We start from the raw sequence: 18,424 nt of genomic DNA on the forward strand, positions 1-18,424 counted from the left end.
GGGACGCCCGGACCTGGGACTGTTAATTGTCCTGAAAAATATAAGCCCTTTACCTTCTTGCTTTCTATTTTAGGTCTTAAAAAAGCAGTTTGAAATAGTGTCATTGCCAATCCATAGGCATTACCTTTGTATGAATTGTATTCTGATATAAAATCATTTACACAAAATGATTCTTGAAATAAAATATGTTTTTTAATAGACTGCCCAGTTCTTTCTTCAAGACGCTTTATAACAACATTAAAATATTTTTTTCTTATCTCTGAATTGTCTTCAAGTCCAGGAGCTAAAGGAATTAAAATAAAACAAGCTTCTTTCCCCTCAGGTGCCATTGAAGCATCAGATTTAGAAGGAAAATTTGCATAGAATAGTGGATCATCTGGCCATTTGGGATTATCATATATTTCTGAAGCATGTTTATCAAAATCTACATCAAAAAATAGAGTATGATGAGCAACATCATTTACTTTTTTATTCAAACCTATATAAAAAAGTAGTGAGGATGGTGCAAAGGTTTTTTTGCTCCAATATTTTTCACTGTAGGCTCTTAAATTTGAATTCAAAAGAGTTTCTGTGTGATGGTAATCTGCACCACTTAAAACTGCATCAGACTCGTGTTTAGAACCATTAATTATTACTCCACAAGCTTTTTTGCCTTCAACAATAATTTTTTCTACTGGAGAGTCAATGTGAAATTTCACACCTAGAGATTTTGCTAAACTTACCATTCCATTAATGACAGAGTACATTCCACCTTTAGGATGCCAAGTTCCAAGACCATAATCTGCAAAGTTCATAAAATTATAGAATGCTGGAGTATCTTTTGGTTTTGCTCCAAGAAATAAAACAGGAAATTGAAGTAACTGTCTTAATTTAGGATTTTTAAATTCTTTGAAAACATCTTGCCGTATATTCCTTATGAAGTAATTTAACTTGGTAATTGTTTCTAATGTTATTAATTCCAAAGGAGACTTACCTGGTCTATATACCACTTCTTTAATAGCTATATCATAATTTAATTGAGCCTCCTTAATGAATTTCTTAAGTTTTTTTCCACTTCCTTTTTCTTCATTTTCAAATGCCAAAGAAATTTTTTCTAAATCACCATCAATTATAATTTTATTTTTAGTTCCAAAATAAACTTCATAAGCTGGATCAAGTCTTTCTAAATTATAATAGTCACTAGGTTTTTTGTTAAAATCATTAAAAAATCTTTCAAAAATATCTGGCATCCAATACCATGAAGGACCCATGTCAAAAGTAAATCCATCACGCTTTAATTGTCTTGCCCGACCACCTAGGCTATTATTTTTTTCGAAAACTTCAACTTCATGACCATTTTTAGCTAAATAACATGCTGCTGAAATGGAAGAGAAGCCAGATCCAATTACAATAACTTTTTGGTTCATAATTTTGTAAATATATTTTAAATAAAAAAAGTTTTTTAGAGTTAAATAAGTCTAATTTGAAATATTATTTATTTCCTTCTATCGCCATTCTTTATAATCTCCTCGACAAAAGAGGCGCTTATTATTCCAGTTGGAATTGCAACCACTCCTATGCCCACTAAAGAAATAACTGATGCAAATATTTTACCCCCAACAGTGATAGGATAAACATCACCATAACCAACTGTTGCAAGTGATACAGTTGCCCACCAAATTGATTCTGATATACTTGAAAATTTTTCGGGTTGAGCAGCATTTTCAAGATAATAGATTGCTGAAGCTGAAAATAAAATAGTTAAAATTGACAAAAAAAGTGTGAATTTTAATTCACCTTTAACAGCGCTTAAAGCTTTTACGAAAAGCTTAAGCGATGATGAATCTCTTCCTAACTTAAATATACGAGTCAATCTAAATAGTCTTAAAATTCTCAAGAACCTTCCATCTATTTTCGTGAATTGATTTAGGAAAAAAGGAATGATTGAGATTAAATCAATAATGCCAAAAAGACTAGTAATATAAGCTATAGCACCTTTCATCTTGGATTTTTTGTAGGCATAAATTACACGGTACATATATTCAATAGAAAAAATACCTATAGATATGGCTTCAAAAACATAAAATTCACCAAAATAAATTGCACGAACTGAAACATGAGATTCTGCGATCATTGCAATGATGTTAGCAATAATTAAAATATAAATAAACTTATCTATAGATTTATGAATCTTCATGAAACTTATTTTTTTCTCATATCTATGATTATTCCAATCATAACAAAAAAAGTTGTTATGATAACTACAATGGCTACAAATTTTGGACTCATTTTAATAAACTTTATTGCTAAATTAATTAAAACTAACAAGAATGAACAAAAATATTTAAGTTATAAGTGTAGTTCAAAATTAATTCAATTATTAAATAATTTATTTTTTTAAAATAACAGATTAAAAAATATAAATAGACGATATTTACGCCTTAAATATTTAAAAATCAATTCTAAACCGATTAATTTAAAAACCAAATCTTTCACGACTTTAACACTTTTTAATTTTGAAAACAATTGGTATTGGCCTTTCAAAGAAATGGCTTTTGCAAAAAGAAATTTTTCAAAAATTAAAGGATTAGAGTTTATCAAAGTTATGGGGACAGGAAGTGGATCAGGGTTTAGTTTAAAACCTGATTTTACAACTTATGCTATTTTGTGTGTATGGAATAACAAGAACTCTTCTGAAATCTTTTTCAAAAATCATAAAAAATTCAATCAGTATATTAAGAAATCAACCTCAATAAAGCATATTGAATTAAAAGCTGTAAAAAGCCATGGTTGCTGGAGTGGCTTGCAGCCATTTAAATCTCAAGAAATAAAACATATTGAAGATGATAATCCTGTAGCTGTAATAACTAGAGCAACTCTTAATTGGAATAGACTGATTTCCTTTTGGAGATCGGTGCCTATAGCAAGTAGAGCTATAGAAAAAGCAAAGGGAGTTATTTTCTATAAAGGCATCGGTGAATGGCCATTTTTTCAGCAAGCAACAATTAGTATTTGGAAAAATTTTAATTCTGTAAATGAATTTGCTTACAAGCAAAAAGAACATACTGAAATCATCAGAAAAACGCGAATAAACAACTGGTATAAGGAAGATCTATTTTCCAGATTTACCGTAATATCTAACTCAACTAATAAATTTAAAATTGAATAAATCTATTGTTATTGGTTCTGGTATAGCGGGAATTGCTTCAAGCATAAGGCTTGCGAAAAAAGGATATTCTGTTAAGGTTTTTGAAGGAAACTCTTTTCCAGGAGGAAAGATACATTCTTTTGAAAAATCTGGATATAGGTTTGATGGAGGACCTTCTTTATTTACAATGCCGCAATTTATAGATGAACTTTTTGAACTTTGTGGAGAAAACCCAAAAGATTATTTTTCTTATATAAAGAAAGAGATTGCTTGCAATTATTTTTGGGAAGATGGAATAAAGTTGGTTGCTTATGGGAACAAAGAAGATTTTCTAAATGAAGTAGAAAAAAAGCTAGGCGTACCTAAAGAAAAATTAATTAATTACTTTAATCGTTCACAAAAAAAGTATGATTTAACAGCACCACTTTTTTTAGAAAAATCTTTACATAAATTAAAAACATTTATTTCTAAAGAAGCTATAAATGCTATACTTTTTCTTGGCAAATATGATATTTTTAAAACTCTTCATGAAGTGAATAAAGAGGTCCTTGAAGAACCACATTTAATTCAATTTTTTGATCGTTTTGCCACCTATAATGGTTCCAATCCATATCAAACTTCAGGAATGATGAGTTTAATTACCCATCTTGAACAGCACTATGGAACTTTTTTACCTGTCAAAGGAATGGTGAGTATAACAGATTCATTAGTTCAATTAGCTAAAAGACAAGGTGTAGAATTTGTTTATAATAGTTATGTTAATCAAATTATTATAGATAATAAAAAAGCTAAAGGTGTAGAATCTAATGGATGTTTTTATGCTTCAGATGTTGTTATTAGTAATATGGATATAAATCCAACATACAAATTTTTAATACCAAATGAGCCAAAACCAAAAAAAATATTGGATGCTGAGTCTTCTAGTTCAGCTGTAATCTTTTATTGGGGAATATCCCGAGAATTTAAAGAATTAGATCTTCACAATATATTTTTTTCAGAAAATTATTCCGATGAATTTAAGTCCATTTTTAATCAAAACACTGTTTCAAAAGACCCTACTGTATATATAAACATAACATCAAAAGACATACCTGGAGATGCTCCAGAAAATTCGGAGAACTGGTTTGTTATGATAAACACCCCTGCTGATAAAGGACAGGATTGGAATTCAATGGTGAATGAAATTCGTAAAAATGTAAAAAAAAAGATATCTCGAAATTTGGGAGTTGACATTGGTAAATATATTGAGATAGAAGAAGTATTAACTCCTAAAATTATTCAACACAAAACACAATCTCACCAAGGTGCTTTATATGGACCTTCAAGTAACGACAGGTTATCTGCCTTTTTTAGGCATCCAAATTTTTCAAGAAAAATTGAAAACTTATTTTTTTGTGGAGGAAGTGTTCATCCTGGAGGAGGAATACCCCTTTGTTTATTGTCAGCCAAAATAACTTCGGATTTAGTAAAAAAATTATAGTATGTTAAAAAATAGATATACATCATTTTCCTCTATTTCCATTTTAGTAATTTGGATATTTCACTTATCAGGTCTTTTAGGAATACTTTATGGAGATAGTAAGTGGTTTGTTTCGGCGACACCATTAAACTTAATTATATCATTAGTTTTATTACTTCTTAACTCATCAGATTCTAATAAAACAATCGTGATAGCTGGTATAGCATTTATTATTGGAATGTTTACAGAGATTTTAGGAGTTAATTATGGACTTATTTTTGGAACTTATTTTTATGGAGAAGCTTTAGGACCTAAGTTATTAGGAGTTCCTATTTTAATTGGTTATAACTGGGCAATGGTTTTAATTATAACAGCTAGTATAGCTCAAAAAATTAATAAAAATTTCTATACTCGTATTTTTTTAGGAGTGACACTTATGTTGTTTTTAGATTTATTGATTGAGCCAGTTGCCCCAGATTTAGATTTTTGGATTTTTGATTCGGGAATTGCACCAATTCAAAATTATCTAGGATGGGTATTTGTGTCGTTTCTGCTACATTTTATATATCATAAGTTAAAAATTAAAAAAAATAATAATTTTTCAAATCACCTTTATTTTCTTCAAATTCTATTCTTTGTATTACTTTTGATTAAGTTCAGGTCTTAATTGATAATAAAAATGGGGAGGCTCAAAACACTTATTGCTTTAATTTTTTCTTTAATTTTTTCATGTCAAGAAATAAAGAAACCTTTAGTTAGTAAAAACACCAACGATACAATAATAGATTTTAAATTTTCTCCACCAATCAAATTAGACTCGATGTCTGTTCAGTATAGAATTAGAAATGATATTTTCAATTGGCCAGAGTTTACTGCTTTCACTGATAGCTTTGAGAGTTTGATAAAACTTAATCCTGAAGGCAATCTTGTTTTTATTGAGGAATTGGAGTTGAAATTAAAAACCTTATCCAAGTCAAGATTTCCAACAAAAATTGACTTACCAGACATTAAAAGTAGACTTAAAGTAGTTCAGACTATGTTAATGCAATCAAGATATCATTCAAAAAACAAAAACTGGAAGGAGTTAGATATAAGCCTTCAAAACCTTTACTTAAGCTATAATTCATTCATTAATAGAATAAAGTCTATAAATGAAGAAATTAATTTATTTAGCAACGAGACAAATTAGTCTTCATTCAACAAATGTTATGTTAAATGAATACTAATTATTTATTTAAGTTTATTGCCTAGACCATCAATTTTCGTTACTGTTGGGCTGGTCAATATTAAATATTTAAATCATCGACTTTAAAGTCATAGTTTAAAAGTTTTATAACTCTATTTGAATTAACAATTCTTTTAATGTTTTCTGCTTTTAAGAATCTTGGTGGCAAAATATTTTTTTGATCAGCAATCTTTGAATAATATTCTTTTTTTGAAGGATGAAACGGAGTTACCGCATTAAATATTAAATTTTCTTTATTTAAATTCTTGATTACTTTCAAGATTACACCTATTGCGTCATCCTGGTGAATAAGATTAATCACTTCATTTCCCTTATGAAATTTTTTTCCACTCAAACTATAAATAGGATGGCGGTCTTTCCCAATTAACCCCCCTAATCGAATATGTGATGTTATGAAATTGCCATTATTTAATTGATTTTCAATTTTTAAAGTTTCAATTCCAGAATTTGAATTAGGATTACAATTACAAGACTCATCTACTATTCCTTTTTGTGAATCATATACACTTATACTACTTAAGTAAATTACTTTTTTGATCGATTCGTTTTCAATTATCTTTACGAGAGAAGCTATAGAGTTGTTTATATTTATTAATGGACCTCCTCTTCTAACAAAAGGAATTGTAATAACTAGTGTGTCAATAGATTTAAAAAAAGGAGAATTTGAAGTTTTTTCTGGGCTAAATAAATAATGATATGATTTCACACCTAGTCTTGATAATTTTTTAATTTTTTCAGAAGATGTGGATGTTCCTTTTACAACATACCCTTTTTTAATTAAAGTTTCAGCTAGAGGAAAGCCTAACCAACCGCAGCCTAGAATTCCTATTTTATTCATTTTTTAAAATTACAATTTTTCATTTAGTCTTTTGTTTTTATGTGAATATTTGATTTTTTTTAAATTAAATTAATTACCTTATAATGAATTAAGTACTGTTAAATGGCAATTAAAAGTTTTCAAGGCCCTAGAGTTTCTTTAGCTAAAAAAGTAGTAAAGAACATTCTTGTTAGAGATGTGATGTCTACGAGTTTAATACTTTTTCGGCCTAAACAAACTATTCATGATGTAATGAAGTCTTTTATTAAATATAGAATATCAGGAGGGCCGGTTGTTGATAAACATGGAGAATTGATGGGAGTTATTTCCGAAGCTGACTGTATGAAAGAAATTTCTGAAAGTAGATATTTTAATATGCCCATACTTGATAAAACTGTTTATCATTTTATGACTAAGGATGTTGAAACCATTGAAGCTTCAACAAGTATATTTGATGCTGCATCACTTTTTTCAAAAACTAATAGACGACGCTTCCCCGTTATTGATAAAAAAAGATTGGTTGGCCAAGTAAGTAGAAAGGATATTGTAATTGCAGCACTTAATTTAAAAAGTCAGACTTGGTAATAATTAGTGAACTTTAGATCCATTTGAAATTTTTGATTTGTCAGGACTAATAAAAATTAGTTTACCCGAAACATCTTTACCCATCAATATCATTCCTTGACTTTCAACACCTTTTATTTTTCTTGGATTTAAATTAGTTAGAACAGTTACTTTGTTACCAATGATTTTCTCAGAACTATACTCTTTTGCAATACCGGATACAATTGTCAACTCTTCATTTCCAACACTTACTTTAAGTTTTAAAAGAGTTTTAGTTTTTGGTATTTTTTCTGCATCTAGAATTTCCCCAACATTAATTTCAAGATTTTTAAAATTTTCAAAATCAACAACAGGTTTTATTGGGGGAATAGGCTTTAAATCATTGTTTTTTTTAGTAGCTCCAAGCTTAGTTAGTTGTTTTTCTATTTGAGAATCTTCAATTTTAGAAAACAATAACTCTTGACTATTAATAACATGCCCCTCTTCAATAGTTATTTGATCATCAATACTATTCCAGTCAGAAGATTTTAAGTTTAACATTTTTAATAGCTTTTCTGAAGTGAAAGGAAGAAATGGCTCACTCAAGTATGCCAAACGGCCTGCTAATTGAAGGCCTACATACATTATAGTAGAAACTCTTTCAGGTGTGTTTTTTATTAATTTCCAAGGCTCTTGATCAGCAAGATATTTATTCCCAAGTCTAGCTAAATTCATCAATTCTTTTAGTGCTTCTCTAAATTTAAATTTTTCAATAGAATCACTAATTTTATTTTGAAAACGACTTATTGAATCTAAAATTTTATTGTCATCATCAAAAAGCTTTTCTGGTTTAGGTGTTTTTCCATCATAATACTTGTGAGTTAAAACGACTATTCTGTTTATGAAATTCCCATAAATAGCTACTAGTTCATTATTGTTTCTTGCTTGAAAATCACTCCAAGTAAAATCATTATCTTTTGATTCTGGAGCATTAGCTGTTAAAACATATCTTAAAACATCTTGTTGTTCTGGAAAATCTATTAAGTATTCATGTAGCCAAACTGCCCAATTTTTTGATGTAGAAATTTTATTTCCTTCAAGATTTAAGAATTCATTCGCAGGTACATTTTTTGGTAAAATATATTTACCTGAAGCCTTCAGCATCGAAGGGAAAATGATACAATGAAAAACAATATTATCCTTTCCTATAAAGTGGATTAATTCTGTGTCCTCATCTTTCCAGTATGGTTCCCAATCAATTCCCTTTTTTTTCGCCCATTCTTTTGTAGATGAAATATAGCCGATAGGAGCATCAAACCATACATAAAGAACTTTTCCTTTATTGTTTTCAACTGGAACTGGGATTCCCCAATCTAAATCTCTTGTTACTGCCCTAGGTTGAAGACCACTTTCTATCCAAGACTTCACCTGTCCATATACATTAGGTTTCCAGTCTTTTTTATGACCATCTAATATCCATTTCTTTATAAATTTTTCATAATTATTTAGTGGAAGATACCAATGCTTGGTACTTTTTTTAATGGGAAAAGAACCAGAAAGAGTTGATTTTGGATTTATAAGATCTGAAGAGTTTAAACTGCTTCCGCAGCTTTCACATTGATCACCATAAGCCTCTTTATTTTTACATATTGGACAAGTTCCAGTTACAAACCTATCGGCTAAAAATTGCTGAGCTTCTTCATCGAATAATTGTTCTGAAGTTTTTTCAATAAAAATATTTTTAGAATCCAGATCCCTAAAGAATTCTTGAGCAGTCTCGTGATGAATTTTTGCTGAAGTTCTGGAGTAATTATTGAATGAAATTCCAAAATCCTCAAACGATTTACGAATCATTTTATCATACTTGTCAATTACTTCTTTTGGAGTTATACCTTCTTTTTTTGCTTTTATTGCTATAGCAACTCCGTGCTCGTCGCTTCCACATATAAAAGCAACATCACGTTCTTTATTTCGGAGATACCTAGCAAATATATCAGCAGGAATATATACTCCAGCTAAATGGCCTATGTGTATTGGTCCATTTGTGTAAGGAAGAGCTGCGGTTAGAGTATATCGTTTAGTTTTACCCATCAATTAGTTTTAACCAAAAATACAATGAAAACCTTTATTATTAACCACCCTATAATATAATATTAAATTGATTTTTAAACAAGTTGTTGTTTTTATAACAACTTGTTTATATTTATAACATTAATTTATATATATGAAAACAATATCTTCTGAAGTTTCAGCATACATAAAAACAAAACCATTTTTATCAATTGCTCTATCTCAAGATATAATCAATCTAACATCATTAGCTAGACAGATTCAGCCAGAAATTGAAAAATCTCTTCGAAAGCCAGCTAAAAGTGGAGCGATTGTTATGGCGTTAAAAAGAATTTCTGATACTCAAGAATTTATTACAACTCATAGAATTGTAAGAGTTTTAAAAAACATGGGCGACATAACTGTTCGTTCATCTTTAGTGGATTATTGTTTTAAAATATCCGAAACACTTTTGCCAGCACAAGCAAATTTTTTAAATCAAATAGAAACATCCAAAAACGTTTTTTTTACTACATCAAGAGGGGTTGGAGAATGTAATATTATTGTAAGTCAAGAGTTGTCTTCAACAATAGAATCTGTTTTCATTAATGAAGTTTGTCTTGAAAAAACTCATGATCTTTCAGCTATTTCAATTAAGCTTCCAACTGAAAATGTTACAATACCTGGTATATATTACTTTATATTTCAAAGACTATCATGGGAAGGAGTAAATATTAATGAGGTTATTTCTACCTCAAATGAATTCACAATTTTAATGGATGAAGATTCTGTAAATATCGCTTTTCAAGTGATTAAGGATTTGAAGAATTTATAGTCAATTCTTTTAGAGTATCATATAATTGATCTATTCTTTTTACATTTTCAATTACTAAAATCAACTTTAATCCATTTTTAGTATTCTTTTCTTTAATAGCAATATTTGATTTTTCTTTTTGAACATTAGTTAAAAAGACTCCAAAAGTTTCAGTTTTAAAAATATCATTTTGTTGATCTTCAATAAAATAACCAAGGCATTTATTTTGTTTTATTACATAGCGCTCTATTCCAATTTTCACAGCTAACCATTTCAATTTAATGCTATTTAATAATTCATTTCCTTGATCTGGAATTGAGCCAAATCTATCAATTAAGTTTTTCTTAAATTCTATGAGCTTATCTTCATTAGATATTTTGCTTAATTCATTATATAATGATAATCTTTCACTTATAACATTAATATATGTTTCAGGAAAAAGAACTTCTAAATCAGTGTCAATCTGAACGTTTTTAATTTGATTTTTTAAAGAGCTGGGTTCAATATTGTTATACAGCTCTTTAAATTCAGTTTCCTTGAGCTCCTGAACTGCTTCTTCTAAAATTTTTTGATAAGTATCGTATCCAATCTCATTAATAAATCCACTTTGCTCACCTCCTAATAAATCGCCAGCACCTCTAATCTCAAGATCTTTCATGGCTATTTGCATCCCTGACCCTAGTTCTGAATACTGTTGAATTGCATTGATTCTTTTTTGAGCTTCAGAGGATATTGAGCTATAAGGTGGAGTTATGAAATAACAAAATGCTTTTTTATTACTTCTTCCAACTCTTCCTCGCATTTGATGTAAATCACTTAATCCAAAGTTATTGGCATTATTAATAAAAATTGTATTTGCATTTGGAACATCAAGACCATTTTCAATAATGGTTGTTGCTACTAATACATCATACTCTCCTTCCATAAAACCTATGAGGGTTTTCTCTAGTCTTTTACCATTCATTTGTCCATGACCTATAGCAATTCTAGCGTCTGGAACCAAACGTTGAAGCATGCCTGAGACTTCTGTAATATTTTCAACACGATTATGAATAAAAAATATTTGTCCAGATCGTTTTAACTCATACATAATAGCATCCCGAATAATAGATTCACTAAATCTGATTACTTCATTCTCAATAGGATACCTATTGGGGGGAGCTGTTGCTATTATTGATAAGTCTCTAGCAGACATTAAACTAAATTGAAGTGTTCTAGGTATGGGAGTTGCTGTTAGACTTAATACATCAATGTTTGTTTTTAGGGAACGAATCTGTTCTTTAACTGAGACTCCAAATTTTTGTTCTTCATCAACTATTAAAAGTCCAAGATCCTTAAAGACAACTGACTTATTAGCTATTTGATGAGTGCCAATTAAAATATCTATTTTTCCAGAAGCAAGATCTTCTAGCAACTGTTTTTTTTCTTTTGGACTTCTGAATCTGTTCAAATAATCTACCCTAACAGGTAATTCTTTAAGACGATTGGAAAAGGTTTTGAAGTGTTGAAATGTTAATATCGTAGTTGGAACTAATACCGCTACCTGTTTTGAATTATCAACAGCTTTGAATGCGGATCTAATAGCCACCTCTGTTTTACCAAAACCCACATCTCCACAAATTAATCTATCCATAGCTCTTTCACTTTCCATATCAGATTTTATATCTTGAGTTGTTTTGCTCTGATCTGGAGTATCTTCAAATAAAAAAGAGGCTTCTAGCTCCCATTGTAAGTAGCTGTCAGGAGAACAGGCATATCCTATTTTTTCTCTTCTTTTAGCGTAGAGTTTTATAAGGTCAAATGCAATGGATTTAACTTTGCTTTTAGTTTTTTGCTTGAGTGCTTTCCATGATTTAGAACCTAATTTATATATTCTTGGTACATGCCCATCTTTACCATTAAACTTTGAAATTTTATGTAAAGAATGAATGCTTAAATAAAGAATATCTCCTTCAGCATATACAATTTTAATAACTTCTTGATTTGAATTCTCAACCATAATCCTCTGTAATCCTCCAAATCGTCCAACACCATGATCCATGTGAGTTACAAAATCTCCAACCTGCATTGAGGTTAACTCCTTAAGGTTTAATGTATTTTTTCTTGTATTATCTGATTTTAGCTTATACTTATGATACCTGCCAAATATTTGATGATCAGTAAAACATGCTACTTTTGAGTCAAAATCTTCAAAGCCAGCATGAATAGGACACTCTGAAATTTTGTAATGAACAGTAAGGTCCATTTCTTGAAAAATATCATTTAACCTTTTTACTTGTTGAGTGTTAGTGCAGAGAATGTAATTAATAAATCCATTTTTGTTATTTTGGTTAAGATGCTCAACAAGAAGATTAAATTGCTTATTGAAAATTGGGTGTGGAGACTGTTTGAAAACTAAAGAATCAGAAATTTTTATAAAGTCACTTTTATTTAATAATAAATGAGAATAATCATCAAAACTTTTAATTAGTTGCTTTGAATTGACAAATAATTTTTCTGGAGGATACTGTAAAATAGAATCAGATTTAGAATAAATATTTTGAGCTTTATTAAATAAAGTATCTAATCTGTTTAGAGTATTGTCAATATTTGAACTTATCACAGTACTGGATTCGGGAAGAACATCTATGATGGTCTTTCTTTTATCAGTAAATGAAATTATAGAAGTGTTCGGTAACAAATCGATCACTTCAAGACTAGAAATAGAAAGCTGATTTTTAACATCAAAAGTTCTAAGACTTTGAACTTCATCTCCAAAAAATTCTATTCTATATGGGTGATGGTTTGAAAAAGAAAAAACGTCTATAATACCTCCCCTAAGAGCAAATTCTCCAGGAGCACTAACAAAATCAACTCTTTCAAAGCCATATTCAAACAGACTCTCATTAATAAAATCTAAAGAGACACTCATCCCTTTTTTTATCGTCAAAGTGTTTTTTTTCAAAGTATGCTCAGAGATTATTTTTTCTGAAATAGCATCAGTGTAGGTAACTATTATTTTTGCATTTTTACGAGTAAGTTGTCTCAAAACAGAAGATCTTAGGAGAACATTGGAGTTGTCAGTATCTTCTGTGGAGTATGCTTTTCGATAGCTTGCCGGAAAAAATAATACATTTTTCTCGCCAACTAAATATTCTAGATCATTAAGATAATAAGCAGCCTCCTCAGCTTCTGAAAAAATTAATAAAAAAACTTTAGGAGATTTGTTAAATTCATTTGCCAACCGAAAACTTAATCCCGAACCTATCAATCCTTTAACTAGGAAGTTCTGCTTTTGTTTAAGCATATTACCAAGTAAAACTTGATTTTTGTCATTAAAGGAGATTTCAAACAAATCGTTTTCTAAAAATTTTATCAAATATAGCTTCTTCTTCTGATTTTTCTTAAGTCTATTATAGCTCTATTGTTTATTTATTCAGTGTTAGTTAATAAATGATTAAAACAAACTTAATTTCACTAACAATAATGATTTATTTTTAGACTCATAAAGTTTAAGTATGTATCTCATTTTTGACACGGAAACTACAGGACTACCTAAAAAGTGGAAAGCTCCCTTGACGGATAGTGATAATTGGCCAAGATGTGTTCAAATTGCATGGCAGCTTCACGAGAGTAATGGTGATTGTGTTTCTCATGAAAATTTCATAGTTAAACCTGATGCGTATGATATCCCTTATGATTCAGAAAAAATACATGGAATTTCAACTGCATTAGCTGAAGATGATGGAATTGATCTTATAGATGTACTAAAGAGTTTTGAAGTTGCTCTAAAAAAAGCAAAATTTATATGTGGTCATAATGTAAGTTTTGATTTAAATATCATTGGAGCAGAATTTTTAAGATTAGGGTTTGATAATTTATTTGAGGGAATTCCTATAATAGATACATGCACAGAAGAAACAGCGAGTTTGTGTAAGATTTCGGGAGGTAGAGGGGGTAAGTTTAAACTACCAACTCTTATTGAATTAAATAAATTTTTGTTTAACGATAGTTTTGATGAAGCTCATAATGCAACTGCCGATGTAGAAGCAACAACAAGATGTCTTTTTGAATTAATAAGAAATGAATCGATAGCACCGAATGCATTTAATGGTGAAACCTCGTATTACAGATCAGTTCAAGATAATTTCAAATCCTCTATGAGACCTATTGGTCTTATTCATGTTAATTTAAAAAAGGCATCAGAAGCGTTAATTAAAGAAGAAGTTTCTTCAGGTATTGAAATTATTTCAAATGATACCAAAGTAGAATTACTTGAAACCCCTTTTGTTCATTTACATGTTCATTCTCAATTTTCTGTACTCCAATCTACTTCCCAAATACCAAAGCTAGTTGAAGCAGCACAAAAAAATAATATGCCGGCTTTAGCATTAACAGATAAAGCAAACCTAATGGGAGCTTTCCACTTTATAAAAGCTGTCAAAAATCATAATAGTCTATTAGAAGATAAAACAAAAGAAATTAAACCAATTGTAGGTTGTGAATTTTATGTTTGTGAAAATCATAAAGATAAAACTAGAAGAGATGATGGATATCAAGTGGTTTTTCTTGCAAAGAATAAAAATGGGTATCATAACTTATCTAAAATGAGTTCTTTAGCATACACATCAGGATTTTATTATGTCCCAAGAATTGATAGAGAGATAGTTGAACAATACAAAGAGAATTTAATTATTTTAACAGGTAATTTATACGGAGAAATTCCATCAAAAATTTTAAATATTGGAGAACGTCAAGCTGAAGAAGCACTATTGTGGTGGAAAAACCTATTTAAAAGTGATCTTTATATTGAATTAATGCGCCATGATCAAGAAGATGAAAAAAGAGTAAATAAAGGATTAATAGCATTATCTATTAAACATAACGTTTCCGTTGTAGCGTCTAATAACACATATTATACAAACCAAGAGGATGCAAATGCACATGATATTTTATTATGCTTAAAAGATGGTGAAAAACAAACAACACCAATAGGAAGAGGGAGAGGATTTCGTTATGGCCTTCCAAATCAAGAATATTATTTCAAGTCTCAAGAGCAAATGAAAGAGATTTTTAAAGATATTCCTGAGGCAATATTTAGCTGTTTAGAAATTATCTCTAAAATATCTTCATTTGATTTAGCGAATGAAGTTCTTCTTCCAAAATTTGAAATTCCTGATGAATTCGAATCAAAGAATAATGATGGTGTTGAGAGAGAAAACGCTTATCTAAGATATTTAACTTATAAAGGAGCGGAAAAAAGATATCCAGAGCTGCCTAAAGAAACTTCTGATAGATTAGATTTTGAATTAGAGGTGATCTCAAATACAGGTTATCCAGGATATTTTCTTATTGTTCAAGACTTTATCTCAGCTGCCAGAAGTATGGATGTTTCTGTTGGTCCTGGAAGAGGTTCAGCTGCTGGATCTGCTGTTGCATATTGTTTAGGAATAACAAATTTGGATCCGATTAAATACAATTTACTTTTTGAGAGATTTCTTAATCCTGATAGAGTAAGCCTTCCTGATATTGACATAGATTTTGACGACGAAGGTCGTTCAAAAGTTATTGATTATGTAATTAAAAAATATGGTTCTAAGCAAGTTGCTCAGATTATAACATATGGAAAAATGGCTGCAAAATCATCTATAAGAGATACTGCAAGAGTCTTGGATTTACCGCTAGGAGATGCTGATCGAATTTCAAAATTAGTTCCTAATTTAAAATTAAGTCAAATTTTTGGAGGATCTGACAGCTATCTTAAAGAACAAGTTAGAGGAGGGGATGAATTCGCAAAAGTCAAAGAATTACAATCTTTATATAAAGGAGATGACCTAGCAGGAAGAACTTTACAGCAAGCAAAAATTCTAGAAGGTTCTCTGAGGAATACTGGAATTCATGCTTGTGGAGTAATTATAACTCCTGACGACATAACTAAATTTGTTCCTGTTGCTACTGCAAAAGACTCTGATTTAGTTGTAACTCAATTTGATAATTCTGTAGTTGAAGATGCAGGGTTATTAAAAATGGATTTTCTTGGATTGAAAACTTTAACCTTGATTAAAGACACCGTAAAGCTTGTTAAATATAAACACAATATTGATCTTAATCCTGATAAGTTTCCGCTAGATGATGAAAAAACATATTCTCTTTTTCAGCGTGGAGATACAGTGGGAATTTTTCAATATGAATCTGCGGGGATGAAAAAATATTTAAGAGACTTAAAGCCAACAGTATTTGCAGATTTAATAGCAATGAACGCTCTATATAGGCCTGGACCACTTGAGTACATTCCAAGTTTTGTTGCTAGAAAAAATGGAACCGAACAAATAAGTTTTGATCTTCCTGAAATGGCTGAGTATCTTGAAGAAACATACGGGATAACTGTTTACCAAGAGCAAGTTATGTTATTATCACAGAAGCTGGCTGGTTTTACTAAAGGTGAAGCAGATTTATTAAGAAAAGCAATGGGGAAAAAGATTTTCTCATTGTTAGAAAAATTAAAACCAAAATTTCTAGAAGGAGGAAAGGAAAGAAACCATCCTAAAGATATTTTAGAAAAAATATGGAAAGATTGGGAAGCTTTTGCTTCCTATGCATTTAATAAATCACATTCAACTTGCTATGCATGGATTGGTTTTCAAACAGCATATCTTAAGGCGCATTATCCAGCCGAATATATGGCAGCAGTACTATCTAATAATATGAATGACATTAAACAAGTTTCTTTTTTCATGGAAGAATGCAAACATATGGGGTTAGAAGTTTTAGGGCCTGATGTAAACGAATCTTTCTATAAGTTTACAGTAAATGATAATCAAGCAATACGTTTTGGCATGGGGGCGGTCAAAGGAGTTGGAAAAGGAGCGGTTGAAACTATAATTCAAAACCGGGAAAAAGGCAACTACGAATCAATTTTTGACATGTCTAAAAGAATAGACCTACGTGCTGCAAATAAAAAAACATTTGAAAATTTAGCATTAGCTGGAGGGTTTGATGGTTTTTCTCCTCATAGAGCACAATATTTTAATCCAGATGGAGACGGTGTAATGTTTTTTGAAAAAGCTATGCGGTTTGGAGCTAAATATCAGCAAAATCTAAACTCATCTCAGATTAATTTATTTGGAGATGAAGACAATTCTACTTATCAAGAATTAAGTATACCTGAATGTGATAAATGGGAGAAATTAGATTTACTTAAAAAAGAAAAAGAAGTCGTCGGAATATATATATCTGCTCATCCTTTGGATGAGCACTTAAGAGCTATAAATCTCTTTTCTTCTGCACCACTTAACATCCTAAATGATATAGATTCTTTAATAAATAAAGATCTATACTTTACTGGGATTATTAATGATTTTGACAAGCTTACTTCCAAGAATGGAAACGGATGGGGTAAATTTATTTTAGAAGATTTTGATGATCAACATGAATTTAGAATTTTCGGAGAAGAGTATCTAAAATTTGCTCACTTTATAGATTTTAATTCAATAGTTAGATTTAGGGTTTCAATAAGGGAAGGGTGGCGAAATAGAGAGACTGGAAAATTAGGACCTCCAAGAATGAAATTCTTACATTTTGAATTACTTGGTGAAACAATTAAAACTAACTCAAAAAAACTTATTATAAGCTCTAACCTTAAATCTTTAGACCAGGATAGTATCGATAATATTAAAAATATTTTCAATCGATATAAAGGTGAAAAACCAATTGGATTTGAGATATATCATCCAGAAGATAAAATAAAAATTACATTAAATAGTCGTAAACAAAAAGTAGATGTTTGTGATGACCTTTTAGATGAATTAGATTTAGCTTCACTAAAGTATAGAATAAAATGATTTACAATAAAAATACTATTATTAAAACAAATAAATATTGAGGTTATTCGAAATAATTTTAGCTAATTTTGTGGTAAATATATTGTTATGGCATTAGAAATTACAGATTCAACATTTGAAGAGTTAGTTTTAAAAGCAGATAAACCTGTTATGGTTGATTTCTGGGCAGAATGGTGTGGACCATGTAGAGTGGTTGGACCAATTATGGATGAGATAAGTACTGATTTTGAGGGTAAAGCAATAGTTGGAAAATTAGATGTAGATTCAAATCAAGAATTTGCTGCTAAATATGGAGTTAGAAACATTCCAACTGTTTTGGTCTTTAAAGACGGTGAAATAGTAGGAAGGCAAGTTGGTGTTGCTCCTAAAGCTACATATGCAGAGTCATTAAACGCGGCTATGTAAATTGTTTTAAGTACAAAATCAAGTGTATATTTTTGTTATATAGATTTGGGTAAGTCAAAATCCAGTGTATATTTGCAATCGCTAATCACGGTCTGGTAGTTCAGCTGGTTAGAATACCTGCCTGTCACGCAGGGGGTCGCGGGT

Annotated in this window: 13 protein-coding genes; 8 read left to right on the forward strand and 5 right to left on the reverse strand. The window is 30.0% G+C overall.

Annotation, left to right across the window (positions count from 1 at the left end):
* Together AC34EU_RS03640 and AC34EU_RS03645 are read right to left on the reverse strand one after the other, a co-directional pair.
* A partial coding sequence (locus AC34EU_RS03640; protein ID WP_489696066.1) for a phytoene desaturase family protein occupies window positions 1–1,406 on the reverse strand: 1,406 nt, incomplete at its 3' end.
* A gap of 68 nt (window positions 1,407–1,474) precedes the next feature.
* A complete protein-coding gene (locus AC34EU_RS03645) occupies window positions 1,475–2,176 on the reverse strand; it encodes an ion transporter (RefSeq protein WP_487533289.1) in 702 nt (233 codons plus the stop codon).
* A 351-nt stretch (window positions 2,177–2,527) separates the two neighbouring features.
* Here AC34EU_RS03645 and AC34EU_RS03650 point away from each other — a divergent pair, with 351 nt between their 5' ends.
* The 4 genes from AC34EU_RS03650 to AC34EU_RS03665 are packed head-to-tail and all read left to right on the forward strand — an operon-like array spanning window position 2,528 to window position 5,775.
* Window positions 2,528–3,148 carry a DUF3291 domain-containing protein gene (locus AC34EU_RS03650; RefSeq protein WP_489666546.1) on the forward strand — a complete coding sequence of 207 codons (621 nt, stop codon included), beginning with the start codon at window positions 2,528–2,530 and terminating at the stop codon, window positions 3,146–3,148.
* Window positions 3,141–4,607, forward strand: coding sequence for a 1-hydroxycarotenoid 3,4-desaturase CrtD (gene crtD / locus AC34EU_RS03655; protein WP_487533287.1), 1,467 nt, complete (start codon window positions 3,141–3,143; stop codon window positions 4,605–4,607). Before AC34EU_RS03650 ends, crtD begins: the two co-directional genes overlap by 8 nt.
* Window position 4,608: 1 nt before the next feature.
* Window positions 4,609–5,253 (forward strand): carotenoid biosynthesis protein, encoded by a 645-nt coding sequence (locus AC34EU_RS03660; RefSeq protein ID WP_489696067.1) that lies wholly within the window; start codon window positions 4,609–4,611, stop codon window positions 5,251–5,253.
* 12 nt (window positions 5,254–5,265) lie between these two features.
* Entirely contained in the window at window positions 5,266–5,775 is a 510-nt protein-coding gene (locus AC34EU_RS03665) for a hypothetical protein (protein WP_487533285.1), read from the forward strand.
* A 97-nt stretch (window positions 5,776–5,872) separates the two neighbouring features.
* Here the strand turns inward: AC34EU_RS03665 and AC34EU_RS03670 are convergent, their stop codons facing one another.
* Window positions 5,873–6,670, reverse strand: a complete 798-nt coding sequence (locus AC34EU_RS03670) for an NAD(P)-binding domain-containing protein (protein ID WP_489696068.1) — start codon at window positions 6,668–6,670, stop codon at window positions 5,873–5,875.
* Window positions 6,671–6,772: 102 nt separating this feature from the next.
* Here AC34EU_RS03670 and AC34EU_RS03675 point away from each other — a divergent pair, with 102 nt between their 5' ends.
* Window positions 6,773–7,234, forward strand: a complete 462-nt coding sequence (locus tag AC34EU_RS03675) for a CBS domain-containing protein (RefSeq protein WP_487533283.1) — start codon at window positions 6,773–6,775, stop codon at window positions 7,232–7,234.
* 3 nt (window positions 7,235–7,237) lie between these two features.
* Here the strand turns inward: AC34EU_RS03675 and metG are convergent, their stop codons facing one another.
* The gene (gene metG / locus AC34EU_RS03680; RefSeq protein ID WP_487533282.1) at window positions 7,238–9,283 is read right to left on the reverse strand and encodes a methionine--tRNA ligase; all 2,046 of its coding nucleotides are present in this window, start codon (window positions 9,281–9,283) and stop codon (window positions 7,238–7,240) included.
* Window positions 9,284–9,416: 133 nt separating this feature from the next.
* Between metG and AC34EU_RS03685 the strand changes: the two genes are divergently transcribed.
* Window positions 9,417–10,076, forward strand: a complete 660-nt coding sequence (locus AC34EU_RS03685; protein WP_487533281.1) for an aspartate kinase — start codon at window positions 9,417–9,419, stop codon at window positions 10,074–10,076.
* Here AC34EU_RS03685 and mfd read toward each other — a convergent pair.
* Window positions 10,054–13,341 (reverse strand): transcription-repair coupling factor, encoded by a 3,288-nt coding sequence (mfd, locus tag AC34EU_RS03690; RefSeq protein WP_487533415.1) that lies wholly within the window; start codon window positions 13,339–13,341, stop codon window positions 10,054–10,056. The genes AC34EU_RS03685 and mfd overlap by 23 nt on opposite strands.
* 211 nt (window positions 13,342–13,552) lie before the next feature.
* On the opposite strand from mfd, the gene dnaE reads away from it, so the two are divergent.
* Together dnaE and trxA are read left to right on the forward strand one after the other, a co-directional pair.
* Entirely contained in the window at window positions 13,553–17,875 is a 4,323-nt protein-coding gene (dnaE, locus tag AC34EU_RS03695) for a DNA polymerase III subunit alpha (protein ID WP_487533280.1), read from the forward strand.
* Window positions 17,876–17,962: 87 nt separating this feature from the next.
* Window positions 17,963–18,280: a thioredoxin gene (gene trxA / locus AC34EU_RS03700; RefSeq protein ID WP_487533279.1), complete on the forward strand. Its 318-nt coding sequence runs from the start codon at window positions 17,963–17,965 to the stop codon at window positions 18,278–18,280.
* The last annotated feature ends 144 nt before the right edge of the window (window positions 18,281–18,424 follow it).

Source organism: Candidatus Marivariicella framensis (genome assembly GCF_982709265.1).

Coding starts and splice junctions, on each gene's coding strand:
- AC34EU_RS03645 (WP_487533289.1), bottom strand. CDS start 2,176: ATGAAGATTCATAAATCTATAGATAAGTTTATTTATATTTTAATTATT.
- mfd (WP_487533415.1), bottom strand. CDS start 13,341: ATGCTTAAACAAAAGCAGAACTTCCTAGTTAAAGGATTGATAGGTTCG.
- AC34EU_RS03650 (WP_489666546.1), top strand. CDS start 2,528: ATGGCTTTTGCAAAAAGAAATTTTTCAAAAATTAAAGGATTAGAGTTT.
- dnaE (WP_487533280.1), top strand. CDS start 13,553: ATGTATCTCATTTTTGACACGGAAACTACAGGACTACCTAAAAAGTGG.
- AC34EU_RS03675 (WP_487533283.1), top strand. CDS start 6,773: ATGGCAATTAAAAGTTTTCAAGGCCCTAGAGTTTCTTTAGCTAAAAAA.
- metG (WP_487533282.1), bottom strand. CDS start 9,283: ATGGGTAAAACTAAACGATATACTCTAACCGCAGCTCTTCCTTACACA.
- AC34EU_RS03665 (WP_487533285.1), top strand. CDS start 5,266: ATGGGGAGGCTCAAAACACTTATTGCTTTAATTTTTTCTTTAATTTTT.
- AC34EU_RS03660 (WP_489696067.1), top strand. CDS start 4,609: ATGTTAAAAAATAGATATACATCATTTTCCTCTATTTCCATTTTAGTA.
- AC34EU_RS03685 (WP_487533281.1), top strand. CDS start 9,417: ATGAAAACAATATCTTCTGAAGTTTCAGCATACATAAAAACAAAACCA.
- trxA (WP_487533279.1), top strand. CDS start 17,963: ATGGCATTAGAAATTACAGATTCAACATTTGAAGAGTTAGTTTTAAAA.
- AC34EU_RS03670 (WP_489696068.1), bottom strand. CDS start 6,670: ATGAATAAAATAGGAATTCTAGGCTGCGGTTGGTTAGGCTTTCCTCTA.